General features: G+C 45.9%; 14 protein-coding genes and 1 pseudogene. 13 read left to right on the forward strand and 2 right to left on the reverse strand.

Translation table 11 applies throughout. From position 1 onward, the window contains the following. Nucleotides 1-198 (forward strand): IS30 family transposase (locus C6P11_RS11065; RefSeq protein ID WP_210114212.1); only part of this gene is annotated, 198 nt, incomplete at its 5' end. 11 nt (nt 199-209) lie between these two features. Here C6P11_RS11065 and C6P11_RS01885 read toward each other — a convergent pair. Beyond that, nucleotides 210-416 (reverse strand): annotated as a pseudogene (locus C6P11_RS01885) (TrmH family RNA methyltransferase); the annotation flags it as partial. Nucleotides 417-529: 113 nt separating this feature from the next. Here C6P11_RS01885 and C6P11_RS01890 point away from each other — a divergent pair. From C6P11_RS01890 to C6P11_RS01940, 11 genes are all read left to right on the forward strand, one after another. After that, nucleotides 530-1,372 carry an energy-coupling factor ABC transporter ATP-binding protein gene (locus C6P11_RS01890; RefSeq protein ID WP_135518153.1) on the forward strand — a complete coding sequence of 281 codons (843 nt, stop codon included), beginning with the start codon at nt 530-532 and terminating at the stop codon, nt 1,370-1,372. Next, a complete protein-coding gene (locus C6P11_RS01895) occupies nt 1,348-2,211 on the forward strand; it encodes an energy-coupling factor transporter ATPase (RefSeq protein WP_135518155.1) in 864 nt (287 codons plus the stop codon). The genes C6P11_RS01890 and C6P11_RS01895 overlap by 25 nt, the downstream gene beginning before the upstream one ends. Then, nucleotides 2,204-3,004 (forward strand): energy-coupling factor transporter transmembrane component T family protein, encoded by an 801-nt coding sequence (locus C6P11_RS01900; protein WP_135518157.1) that lies wholly within the window; start codon nt 2,204-2,206, stop codon nt 3,002-3,004. Before C6P11_RS01895 ends, C6P11_RS01900 begins: the two co-directional genes overlap by 8 nt. Nucleotides 3,005-3,018: 14 nt before the next feature. Further along, on the forward strand, nt 3,019-3,768 hold the full coding sequence (gene truA, locus C6P11_RS01905) for a tRNA pseudouridine(38-40) synthase TruA (RefSeq protein WP_135518158.1): 750 nt from the start codon (nt 3,019-3,021) through the stop codon (nt 3,766-3,768). A 178-nt stretch (nt 3,769-3,946) separates the two neighbouring features. Further along, nucleotides 3,947-4,390 carry a 50S ribosomal protein L13 gene (gene rplM, locus C6P11_RS01910; RefSeq protein WP_135518160.1) on the forward strand — a complete coding sequence of 148 codons (444 nt, stop codon included), beginning with the start codon at nt 3,947-3,949 and terminating at the stop codon, nt 4,388-4,390. Between the two features lie 25 nt (nt 4,391-4,415). Then, nucleotides 4,416-4,808, forward strand: a complete 393-nt coding sequence (gene rpsI, locus C6P11_RS01915; protein WP_004560202.1) for a 30S ribosomal protein S9 — start codon at nt 4,416-4,418, stop codon at nt 4,806-4,808. Between the two features lie 252 nt (nt 4,809-5,060). Continuing rightward, nucleotides 5,061-5,519 carry a DUF805 domain-containing protein gene (locus tag C6P11_RS01920; protein ID WP_135518162.1) on the forward strand — a complete coding sequence of 153 codons (459 nt, stop codon included), beginning with the start codon at nt 5,061-5,063 and terminating at the stop codon, nt 5,517-5,519. Between the two features lie 113 nt (nt 5,520-5,632). Further along, nucleotides 5,633-6,787, forward strand: a complete 1,155-nt coding sequence (locus tag C6P11_RS01925; RefSeq protein WP_135518164.1) for an MFS transporter — start codon at nt 5,633-5,635, stop codon at nt 6,785-6,787. Between the two features lie 223 nt (nt 6,788-7,010). After that, nucleotides 7,011-9,146, forward strand: coding sequence for a leucine-rich repeat domain-containing protein (locus tag C6P11_RS01930; protein WP_135518166.1), 2,136 nt, complete (start codon nt 7,011-7,013; stop codon nt 9,144-9,146). A gap of 127 nt (nt 9,147-9,273) precedes the next feature. Then, nucleotides 9,274-11,094: a pyruvate oxidase gene (spxB, locus tag C6P11_RS01935; RefSeq protein ID WP_135518168.1), complete on the forward strand. Its 1,821-nt coding sequence runs from the start codon at nt 9,274-9,276 to the stop codon at nt 11,092-11,094. Between the two features lie 83 nt (nt 11,095-11,177). Then, entirely contained in the window at nt 11,178-11,729 is a 552-nt protein-coding gene (locus tag C6P11_RS01940) for a uracil-DNA glycosylase family protein (protein ID WP_135518170.1), read from the forward strand. Between the two features lie 39 nt (nt 11,730-11,768). Here C6P11_RS01940 and C6P11_RS01945 read toward each other — a convergent pair whose 3' ends face one another. After that, nucleotides 11,769-12,614: an aldo/keto reductase gene (locus tag C6P11_RS01945; RefSeq protein ID WP_003608733.1), complete on the reverse strand. Its 846-nt coding sequence runs from the start codon at nt 12,612-12,614 to the stop codon at nt 11,769-11,771. A 149-nt stretch (nt 12,615-12,763) separates the two neighbouring features. Here C6P11_RS01945 and C6P11_RS11365 point away from each other — a divergent pair, with 149 nt between their 5' ends. After that, a complete protein-coding gene (locus tag C6P11_RS11365; RefSeq protein WP_280950177.1) occupies nt 12,764-12,895 on the forward strand; it encodes a hypothetical protein in 132 nt (43 codons plus the stop codon). Nucleotides 12,896-12,930 lie beyond the last annotated feature (35 nt).

Here is a 12,930-nt window from a genome sequence, read left to right on the forward strand (position 1 = left end):
GCTCCATGGCAACGTGGGACCAACGAAAATACAAATGGGCTAATCCGTGAGTACGTCCCTAAAGGGACTGCAATCGAAGATTATTCAGACGAATACATTGAACAAATGGTTGAGCAAATTAATAGCCAACCTCGAAAGCTTTTCGGCTGGAGATCGGCTAAAGAATATTATTTATCTCAAGTGTTCCGGTTGAATTGACAATTCACCTTTAAAAAAATAATCTTGCGCATGCCAAACGCATTACTGTTACGTACGGCAGAGGCTTTGTTGAAATCATGGCTTAGGTTTTGCATGATAGTAATCATGTCGCCACGACGTTCGTCTAGGGCGGCTTTTATTTCGTCATCCGATTGACCTTTGAAAAAGTCCGTGACGTTACGGTAGTCGGCTGAGCGACTTAAATCGATGTCTGACATATGTAAATCCTCTCAAAACTATTGTACCCGACAAATTGCACCAAACGCCACAAAACATAGGTCGAGTTTGGTATTATGGTAAGTAGCAAAAAATAAGTAAGGGGGGCGTGAACATGACGCCAATTATCGAGTTGTCGCATGTGACGTACTCATATCCAAATAGCGAGACACCAGCCTTGAATGATCTCTCATTAACGATCAATCAAGGTGAGTGGATTGCGATTATTGGACATAATGGGTCAGGTAAGTCGACCTTAGCGAAACTATTGAATTATTTGTTGGCGCCAACGGCAGGTGAGATTACGATTGCCGGCACGCCAGTTAACGAAGATAACATGTGGACCATTCGTGACTTAGTGGGGATGGTCTTTCAAAATCCGGATAACCAATTTGTCGGCGCGACGGTAGCTGACGATGTGGCCTTTGGGATGGAAAATCGTGGTATTCCACGCGAAGAAATGGTGCCTCGCGTTACAGAAGCACTTGAAAAGGTTGGCATGGCTAAGTTCGCAGATCGCGAACCTGCCCGCCTTTCTGGTGGTCAAAAGCAACGTGTGGCGATTGCATCTGTGCTTGCCATTCAACCACAAATCTTAATCCTGGATGAAGCAACGGCCATGCTTGATCCCAAGGGACGTCGTGAAATGATTGCGTTGGTGCATGATTTGAAGCGTCAACTTGGTGACACATTGACGGTCATCTCAATCACTCACGACATCGAAGAGGCAGCGAGTGCTGACCGCGTTATCGTGATTAACGATGGTGATTTGATGCAAACAGGTACGCCAGAAGACGTTTTTGCTAACGCTGAAAAGTTGCGCGAATTCGGTTTGGCAGTGCCTTTCGCAGAACAACTAAAGGAAAAGTTGCGTGAACGTGGGATTGATGTTCCCGACTCATACTTAACGACTGAAGGGATGGTGGATTGGCTATGGCAATCAATTTCAACCAAGTAGTTTTTACGTATCAATTGAACACGCCATTCGCGACGCCAGGCTTGCATGATGTTAACTTCACCATGCCAGAAGGAAAGTTCACGGCAGTAATTGGGCACACTGGTTCAGGTAAGTCGACTATGGTGCAGCACCTAGACGGGTTGGTCATCCCAACGGCTGGCGAAATTACGATTGGTGAACAACGGATTGTGCCAACAACGAAGCCAAAAGAGCTGAACCAAATGCGTGCTCACGTGGGACTTGTTTTCCAATTCCCTGAAGCACAATTATTTGAACAAACCGTCTTGAAGGACGTGATGTTTGGCCCAAAGAATTTTGGAAAGTCGGAAGTCGAAGCGAAAGAAGCTGCCCAACGTGCCTTGCGCACGGTGGGGATGGCTGAACGATTTGATGAGCGTTCACCTTTTGAATTATCTGGTGGTCAAATGCGCCGTGTCGCGATTGCTGGCGTTTTGGCAATGGAACCGGATTTGTTGATTCTTGATGAGCCCACGGCCGGACTAGATCCTGCTGGGCAAGAAGAATTAATGACACTGTTTGCACGCTTGCAAAAGGAACGCGACATGACGGTCGTGTTGATTACGCACCAAATGGAATATGTTGCGCAATATGCCGATCACGTGGTTATTTTCGAAGGCGGTACCGTTGTGAAAGAAGGGACGCCAGCCGAAGTCTTTGCGGATGTGGCGTGGCTCCATGAAAAGCAACTTGATGTGCCAATCGCCAAGCAGTTTGCGGATCAACTTGCCGATAAGGGCTTGCAACTTGAAAATGTCTTAGATATCGACCAATTGGCGGATCAATTGGCTGCAAAATTAGGAGGGGAAGCGCATGTTTAATAACCTCTTGATTGGACGTTATATGCCCGGTGAGTCATGGGTTCACCGTTTGGATGCGCGCACAAAACTAGTGCTCAGCATCGCCTTTATTTTTGTGATTTTCTTTGCCAATAATGTGGCTGGTTATGTGGTTGCCGGAATCTTTACGTTGATGGCCATTACCTTAACTGGCTTGGGTGTTGGTGTCTTCTTACGTGGCGTACGACCATTATTGTTTTTGATGTTTATCACAACACTTTTGCAATTATTCTTTGTCCAAACAGGTCACGTACTTTGGCACTGGTGGATTATCACGATTACCACGGATGGTGTGATTAACAGTATTGAAGTGTTCGTACGTTTCGTCTTGATTATCATGTTTTCAACCATTTTGACACTAACAACCCAGCCACTAGCAGTTGCGGACGCAATGGAGAATTTGCTGGCGCCTTTGAAAAAGGTAGGCTTCCCAGTTGCTGAGTTGGCTTTGATGTTGTCAATTGCCTTGCGCTTTGTGCCAACACTAATGGATGAAGCCGAGACGATTATGAATGCGCAACGTGCACGTGGTGTTGAATTCAACGAAGGAAACATCGTTAGTCGCATTAAGGCGTTTGTACCATTGCTTATTCCATTGTTCATTAACGCGATTAAGCGTGCAATTGAGCTTGGGGATGCTATGGAAGCCCGTGGTTACCGTGGTGGTGATCACCGCACGAAGTACCGTGTTTTGACTTGGGGCAAGCAAGATACGGTTGCAGTCATTGGATTTATCGTATTTGCCGTTGTCTTAATTGCAACGCGCTGGATTTAGAAAGAAGAGAAGAGATGCCACGATACAAAGCAACAATTTCGTATGATGGCACAGAATTTTATGGTTGGCAGGTTCAGCCTGGCAAGCGAACTGTGCAACTAGAGATGGAAAAAGTCGTTAATAAGATGGCCAAGGATCCAACAGAACACATTCGAGTGCAGGGATCGGGTCGTACTGATGCGCGCGTTCACGCAATGGGACAAGTCGTGCACTTCGATTTGCCATTTGATATTCCGAACGAGGCAGTACGTAAAGGACTTTCAACGATGTTACCTTATGACATCGGTATTAAGTCAGTTGAAAAGGTAGATGAGTCTTTCCACGCGCAATTCAGCGCTCACAATAAGACATATCTATACCGTCTTTCAACGACTGAATTCATCGATCCGTTTAAGCGTAACTACACTGGTCACTGGCACCGCCGCATTGATACGAGTTTGATGCAGCAAGCCATCGGCGATTACGTTGGTGAACACGATTGGTTGAGTTTTGTCGCCTCAGGTTTCCAACAAAAAACGACGGTCCGCACGGTTTACTCAGCTAAGATGTGGGAGAAGCCGGAAGACGATGAAATTTGGCTTGAGTTCTCAGGTAATGGATTCTTGTACAATCAAATTCGTATCATGGTCGGTGTGTTGTTGGAGATTGGCAATGGTTCACGACCAGTCGACGATATTCAACGTTTATTTGCGGTGAAGGATCGTCAACAAGCCCGATTCACGGCTCCAGCTCAGGGTCTTTACTTGATGTCGGTTGATTATTAATTAGATTGGCCGAAAACTAACGAAATTACTAAATCCGAGGGCTATTGCCGTTGACGTTTGGTCAGAAAAAAGGTAAGATAAATCTCGGTATTGTTTACCACACCGCAATGGGAATGTCCTGGTACGACTTTTTTAATTATTGGTAAAGTAAACAAACAGAATATTGGAGGAATTTTCCATGCGTACAACTTATATGGCAAAGCCAGGTGAGATCGATCGCAAGTGGTACGTCATCGATGCAACTGATATTGCATTGGGACGTTTGTCAACTGTCGTAGCATCAATCTTGCGTGGTAAGAACAAGCCTACTTTCACGCCTAACGTCGACACTGGTGATAACGTTATCGTTATCAACGCCGAAAAGGTCGCTTTGACGGGTAAGAAGGCTACGGACAAGATTTACTACCACCACTCAAACCACCCAGGTGGTTTGAAGGAGCGTCAAGCTGGTGACTTGCGAGAGAAGAATCCACAACGTTTGATCGAGCTTTCAGTTCACGGCATGTTGCCAAAGGGTACTCTTGGTCGCCAACAAGGTTTGAAGTTGCACGTGTTTGCTGGTTCAGAGCACACACACGTAGCACAAAACCCTGAAGTGTTGGATATCACTAACCTTATTTAATTTAACGAAAGGAGAATAGTTAATTATGGCTCAAGTACAATACTACGGAACTGGCCGTCGTAAGAACTCTGTTGCCCGCGTACGTTTGGTACCTGGTAACGGTGCAATCACGATCAACGGTCGTTCAGCTGAACAATACATTCCTTTCGCTAACTTGCGTGAGGTTATGGTACAACCATTCAACGTTACTGAAACTCTAGGAAACTACGATGTTTTGGTTAACGTAAACGGTGGTGGTTTCTCAGGTCAATCTGGTGCCATCCGTCACGGTATCTCACGTGCTTTGTTGCAAGTGGATCCTGACTTCCGTGCAGCTTTGAAGAAGGCTGGATTGTTGACTCGTGACGCTCGTATGAAGGAGCGTAAGAAGCCAGGTTTGAAGAAGGCCCGTAAGGCTTCACAATTCTCAAAGCGTTAATCTTTCGATTTTCACTTTCTGGATTGGAAACGAATCCAAAAACAAAAAACGCGTTTGCAATTTCGATTGCGAACGCGTTTTTTGTTGGTTTCTTTACGATTAGCATGAAAATATGAAAAGTCTGAAATATAAGACTTGTTATTTGAAGGATAAATTGTGAAGGAATAAACTTACTGTGTCAGATGGAGATAAGGGAGTTTCCACCTTGATGATCAAAACTATTCGTTTTTAGATTGTTGGAGGGGTTTAACAATGACGACTATGACAGCAGCATTCCAAGGATTTTGGAAGCACATCTTTGACTTCAAGGGTCGCACAACGCGTAAGGATTATTTCTTGAATGTGTTGTGGCAGACTGTTTGGCTTGGGGTGCTTGCTTTGCTTTTGGCACTATTCAGCAACAACTTATTGGTACATCTTTCAGCAAGTGTTGATAACACAGGTCTAAGCGCTGTTGGCGTATTGTTCTTTGTATCAGTATTTGCCATTGCAGTACCATCACTTTCATTGATGGTCCGACGTTTTAACGACATCGGCCTTAATTACTGGGGCTGGAAGATTCTTGTAATTGTACTAGGGTTGTCGCTTATGCCATTCGGCAACAGTGTAACTTGGGTTCACTTCGCCGTGAGTGGTGTCATTTTTGTTCTAGCTTTGGTTGGAACAGATGGCTTGAAGAACGTGCCAATAATAGGCGGTCGAATTAAGTAAAACCAATGACGTAGGAAGATTGGCTTCGCTAAGAAGCCAATCTTTTTTGTTGTGAGGTGGTGTTATCATCATAAATGCGGTAAAGTGGTTACTTTACGTGAGGTGTTTTTGAGATGAGTAAATATTATAAAATCGCCATAGCGTTGGCTGTTTCGACCTTCGCGATTGGCACCACTGAATTTGTGCCGGTGGGAATGCTGACCGATATTGCCAATGATATGCATGTATCGACAGGGATGATCGGCTTACTTGTGACCGGGTATGCGATTGCACAAGCGGTCGGTGCGCCAATTGCCACAAGTTTTGTTGGTCGGGTAGCTCGTCGTCGCTTGTTTACGTGGCTGATGTTTGCGTTTGCGGTATTGAATGTCGCTTCCGCGGTAGCCCCTTCGTATAGTCTTTTGTTGGTGACACGCGCATTGACCGCTGTGGTGCACGGTGTGTTCTTCGCGACAGCGTCGGTATATCTGACGAACATGGTACCCTTAGATAAGAAGGGTGAAGCGGCCTCGTGGTTATTTGGTGGCCTGACTGTTGCGACGGTCTTCGGTGTACCGTTTGGCACGTACTTAGGTGATGTCGTCGGCTGGCGCGCAACGTTTGCGGTAGTCGGCATCATGGGCTTGATCGATTGGTTGGGTGTCTTAATCCAAGTGCCCAAGTCGGCAGCGCCTTCAGTTACGGACAACCAATTGTTAGGAATTATTACTGTTATTCGACAGCCGCGCATTTCCCTAACCCTCTTGATGGCAACGCTTGGATTCGGGGCAACTTTTGTGTTGTACACGTACATTCGACCTTATCTCCAACAAGTGACTGGCATTTCAACGACTAGTGTTGTGTGGGTGCTAGTACTATATGGTGTTTTTGTCACAATAGGAAATGTGATTGGTGGTCGATTGGCTAACCGCCAGTCACTGAACGTTTTAATGGGTGTATTCTTAGCGCAAGCGGTTGTGCAGGGTATCCAGTTGGCGATATTGCCGAAGGCTGGTTGGTATTTGCCGGGTGTCGCACTACTTGGGTTGGTGGCGTTCATGGGTAATGCATCGTTGCAAAGTCGCATCATCACAACGACTGAGTTGGCACCAGCACATACTGATGTTGCTTCAGCACTCAATGTATCGGCGTTGAACTTCGGTATTGCTGGTGGTTCATTTGTGGGTAACATGGTGATGTCCCATGTTGGATTGCAAACACTACCGATTGCGGGAGCGGTGATTGGTCTGTTAGCAATCGGTGTTGCGCAACTTCTTAAACGTTATTAATGACGATAGCCGTTCGAGTCAGATGATTCGAACGGTTTTTTTGTCCATAATTCCGGGCACCGTTTAACGTCATGTTAAAAATCGGTTTTTGTTCAACAACTCACATTCCCGTAAACTGAGGTTATGTAGGATTTAATCTATGGGAATGCGAAGGTAAGGAACAATCGAACGAATAAAACATGCTGTTTTGATTAGTGGGGTATTGCTTGGAAGCATTGTGGGGATGACGACAAGTAATGTGCCAATTCACGCGGAGGCAACACTAACAAGCACAGCAACTGATGATGTCGCAAGCTGGGTGCCTGATGCAGCGTTGCGCGTGGCATTACAAGCTGCCTTGGGAAAAGGGACACCGTTGACGAAGGATAACGTTGCGACAATTACGCAACTCAATTTGACGTATGATGGCATCACTAATTTGTCAGGACTTGAGTTTGCGACGAACTTGCGAGCACTTGATTTAACAGGTAACACGATTACAGATATTACGCCGTTACAACATTTACACAATTTGACCGATGTTAGTTTGCGCATGAACAAGGCGAGTGTAATGCCAGATTTGACGCCACTTGCAGGGACGCCGGTTAAGTCACTGAATTTAGTTGCGGATGACTATGGGACGCAACCAGATAAGATGGCGGGGCTCGCCCAATTAACGTCGCTTGAAGAATTAGAAATGCAGAACAATGATCTGACAACGGTGCCACCGGTGACTAATTTGCCTAAACTAAGCTATTTGGGCATTGCTGGTAATAAGTTAACGTCAGTCCAAGGATTGGCGGGGATGCATCAACTGACGGCGTTGAAGGTTGGATCAAATCAGCTAACCGATTACACACCGATTGCATCGCTCACAAACTTAACAACTTTGTCGATTGGGAATAATCGTAGCAATGATATTTCGATGTTACGCTCACTGGTTAACCTACAAGAAGCGACGTTTTCGCAAATGGGGTTAACGAATAATGCGGTGGAGGTATTTTCGTACATGCCCAAGTTGGTGACGTTATCAATCGATTTTAATGATCAAATTTCTGACCTAACGCCATTAGCTGGTTTGCGCCAACTGCAAAGTTTGAACTTTAGCAAGGACCAAGTGGCCGATTTAACACCGCTTAAGCAATTAACGAATTTGACTGACCTAAGCTTTTCAAATGCGCAAGTTGCTAATTTGGCACCGCTGGCCGGTTTAACAAAGCTGACGTCATTGAATCTATTACGTAATCACGTATCAGATTTGAGCCCATTGCAAAACTTGCAGAGACTATCTTATCTGAATGCGAAGTACCAGTCGGTCACTAACGCAGCCATTGGGTTGAAGAGTGGTGAAACGACAGCAACGGTGCCATTGTCAGTCAAAGACACGTCGGGTAATGGAATTGCCTTGCAACAAGATGGGGCACCGATTAAAACGGTAAACGGTCAGGTGACGCTGCAAGGTGTTAAGCCAGATAGTTCCGCCTTTTTGGCTTGGGACAGCAAAAGTGCCAGTGGGATTAACAGTCGCTTTAGTGGGACAGTGGAGCAACCTTTCACGGTTAAAACAGAGGTGGCACAACCGAGTCGTTTACCAGTCACGTTGGCTGTGCTGAAAGGGGATGGCAGTAACCTAACCTCCGTGGCAAGTAACTACATTAAGTCGGCCGCAACGTTTGAACCTGCCAAAGATGGCACAGGCACGTTAACGATTACGGCTAAAGTACCGTCTAATTATGGCCCTAACAGCATTACGTTCACGAGCGGGCGTCAATTATCAGCGAACTTGGTGGGATCTGAATATATCATGACCTATGCGTTCAATCTAACGGCTGAACAAGTTGCAAAGCCATTGTTTATCGAAAACATGCACGTTGATTTCCGCACTGGTAGTTTCGTCTATGATAATTGGTATGATGTGACCTTCCGCTTAGAAGGTATGCTAGGCGCCGCGCCACTACCACCAGTGAAGGAGTCAACTGATCAGGATACAACAGTAGCAATGTTGACTGAAGGATACATGCGACCAGAAACATCGCAGAAGCAAATCAAAGCGCAGGTGGTTAAAACGGCGCCTGTAGCAGCGACGCAGTTTGCCAAAGCGGAAAAGCTGGTTAAACAATCGCCGATTGTCGCAGCCGGCGTTGTACCAATGCAGAAGCCAGCTGTAATGACGAAATCTGAGGAGAAGCCAGCTGCACAAGTTGTGCCAGATAAGCCAGATGATAAGAGGCCAACGGTTATCACGAAATCACAACCAGCACCAACTGGCGCCGAACCACAAACTTCAACGGAAATGGTTATCGTCGCAGCCGTGGGTAACATTGTGATTGGATTGATTCTTGGCTGGGCTGGTATTGATTGGTGGGGAAAGCGTCATTAATAACATGACGGTATTGCATGAAATTTAACATGGCATTGAAATATATAATTTGACTTTGCCTAAATCAAAAGACTAAAATGAACCTAAGAAAGCGCTTACAATAATGTGCGTATGGGGGTTTATAAAGATGTCAGATAAGAAGATTTCTGCAGGATTAGCAGCATTGAAGGTCATGGAAGGCTGGGGGATTGATACCATGTACGGTATTCCTTCTGGTACGCTAAGTGGTTTGATGAATGCGATGGGAAATCCAGAAAACAAGGTGAAGTTTATCCAAGTTAAGCACGAAGAAATTGGTGCGATGGCTGCCGTTATGCAATATAAGTTTGGGGGAAATATTGCCGTAACTGTTGGTTCTGGTGGGCCGGGTGCCACACACTTGATTAACGGATTGTATGATGCGTATATGGATCATATCCCCGTGCTAGCGATTTTGGGATCAAAGCCAGTGCGTGAATTGAACATGGATTCATTCCAAGAATTGAACCAAAATCCAATGTACGATCACATTGCGGTCTACAACCGTCGTGTCGCTACAGCTGAGCAATTGCCACACTTGGTGGACGATGCAATTCGTACCGCCATTTCAAAGCGTGGTGTTGCGGTGCTTGAAGTGCCAGCTGACTTTGGCTTTGCTGAGTTGGATGCTGAGTCAATCTACTCAACACCTTTGTACTCTTCAGGAACGAAGTACAAGCGCTACAAGCCAGTAGCACCAGAGGCTGAAGAAATTGATGAGGCCGTTGCTATTTTGAAGGATTCAGAGCGTCCGGTTATCTATGCTGGTTTCGGAACCCAAGGTCACGGTGACCTGGTGGAAGAGTTGTCACGCAAGATTAAGGCACCGGTGATTACGACCGGAAAGAACTTCGACAACTTCAATTGGGACTTTGAAGCATTGACTGGTTCAGCGTTCCGTGTTGGTTGGAAGCCAGCCAATGAAGCTGTTTTGGAGGCCGATACGGTATTGTTCATCGGAACAAACTTCCCATTCTCAGAAGTTGAGGGAACGTTCCGTAACGTGAAGAAGTTCATTCAAATCGATGCGAACCCAGACATGCTTGGTAAGCGTCACGAAGCGGATGTCGCAATCTTGGCTGATGCGGGTGAATCATTGAAGGCATTGTTGGCCAAGGTTGAACCGGTAGCGGATACACCATGGTGGCAAGCAAACATCAAGAACGTTCAAAACTGGCGCGACTACATGAACAAGTTGGAGCAAAAGACGGAAGGACCGTTGCAAGCCTACCAAGTCTACAATGCCATCAACAAGCTAGCTGATGAAGATGCCATCTTCTCAACTGATGTCGGTGACGTGACGCAATTGTCAACGCGTCACTTGCACATGAACCCTAAGCAAATGTGGCGTACACCCCCATTGTTCGCAACGATGGGAATCGCTTTGCCAGGTGGTATCGGTGCCAAGAACATTTACCCAGACCGTCAAGTTTGGAACATTATCGGTGATGGTGCGTTCTCAATGACGTATCCTGATGTTGTTACGAGTGTGCGTTATGACATGCCAATGATTAACGTTATCTTCACGAACACGGAGTACGGTTTCATCAAGAACAAGTATGAAGATACTAACGAGTACAACTTCGGGGTCGACTTTACCGATGTTGATTACGCCAAGGTTGGTGAAGCACAAGGTGCCGTTGGTTTGACCGTTAACCGTATTGAAGATATTGACCGTGTGATGCAAGAAGCGGTTGATTACTACAAGCAAGGTCGCGTTGTCGTTGTGGATGCGAAGATTACCAAGGACCGTCCAATTCCAGTTGAAACGTTGAAGCTTGATACAAACTTGTACAGCGAAGACGTGGTCAAGGAATACAAGGAAAAGTACGAAGCCGAAGCGCTTGTACCATTCCGTGAGTTCCTTGAAGGTGAAGGTTTGAAGTCAATCTACATCAAGGAAGATAATGCTAACAAGTTTAGTTTTTAAGCACAGTTGATATGAATCGGTACTACAATTGATGTAGTACCGATTTTTTTGGAGGTGACGGTGTGGATTTAAAACAAGAGATTATGGCTGATCCGCGTAATGCTGCGTTTACAGCGCGCGGACTTGAGCCAATTTATATGATTGCGCCAACCGTTAAAATATTGATTATTAGCCAGGCGCCGGGGGCGGTTGTTGAGCAAACGGGGATTTCGTTTAACGACAAAAGTGGTGATCGGTTGCGTGAGTGGATGGGCATCGACCGTAAAACCTTCTACGAGTCAGGGGTAATCGGGGTGTTGCCGATGGATTTTTATTTTCCGGGCAAGGGGAAGAGTGGCGATTTACCACCGCGAAAATTTGTGGCAGGTGAGTGGCATCAACGACTACTTGATACGATGCCGGATGTCGAACTGATTTTGCTGGTCGGCAAATATGCGCAACAGCATTATTTGCCAATCAAAGCGAGTGAATCGTTAACCAGCGTGGTGCATCGCTTTTCGGATTTTGGCCCACGGTATTTGCCGTTGGCGCACTCATCTCCACTCAACAACATATGGCTTGCCAAGAACCCGTGGTTTGAAACGGAAGTTGTACCAGCACTACAAAAGCGTGTCGCAGATATCTTGAATAACTAAAAATACGCCGACCTGTTCAAAACCAGGTCGGCGTATTTGTTATTCAAATTCTTCGTATTCGTTTGGATCTTGACCATCAATACGACCGTCAGGCTTGTTCAACCCGTTAATCGCAGCGATTTCATCAGTGGTCAACGCAAAATCAAACACGGCGGCGTTTTCACGTTGGTGCACTGGGTTCGTTGAACGCAGAATTGGCACGATGCCACGGTCGATATGCCAACGAGTGATGATTTGACTTGGTGTCTTACCATACTTGTTTGCGATATCAATCACGACTTGTTCACGCATTGACGCGCTACCACGGCCAAGTGGACTCCAAGCCTCAACCAAAATGCCACGCTTCTCGTTTTCAAGTAGGTTTTGCTCTTGTACCCAGTAAGGGTGGATTTCGATTTGGTTAACCGCTGGCGTCACGCCAGTTTCAGCAATAATGCGGTCGAGATGCTCTGGTTCAAAATTAGATACACCGATTGAGCGAATCAAACCAAGCTTTTGCGCCGTGACCAAGGCTTGCCAAGCTTCAACGTACTTATCGCGCTTAGGCAAAGGCCAGTGAATGATGAACAAGTCAAAGTAATCAAGCCCCATACGTGCCAATGATTCTTGCACCGCCATCAAAGCATCTTCGTAGCCGTGGTACTTACCAGGCAACTTTGAGGTGATGAAAAATTCAGAGCGGGGAATACCTGAACGGCGAATTGCTTCGCCGACGATACCTTCGTTGTCGTAGTTAGTTGCAGAATCAATCAAGCGGTAACCGCTTTGAATGGCTGCCAAGATTTGTTGCATCCCCTCGCCACCACGGATTTGGTAAGTCCCAAGTCCGAGCACGGGTAGTGGATGACCATCATTTAATGTGAGCGTTGGAATGTTTAATGTCATATGCAATAGTCCCTCCTATGACATTAACTTTCGCACGGATTAAATCCAAATGCAAACGTTTTCATAAAATGAGGGTGATTTGTTGCATGAATGCGTAGCGATTCGGTATATTGAACCTGCAAATAACTATTTTTTAGGGGAGTAATAGTATGGCAAATCAACCATGGTGGTTGGACGAAGTTGTTTATCAACCCGGATTATTCATCAAGACAAACAAAAAACCGCTGAAACAGCAAGTTAATACCGTTTCAGCGGGTTTTGCGCTTTCACCCGTTGGGTGAAAACCATAGGAGCTCTTTTTTATGATATTTTGTTA

Origin of the sequence: Weissella confusa (assembly GCF_004766315.1) — a bacterium.
Classification (GTDB): domain Bacteria; phylum Bacillota; class Bacilli; order Lactobacillales; family Lactobacillaceae; genus Weissella; species Weissella confusa_A.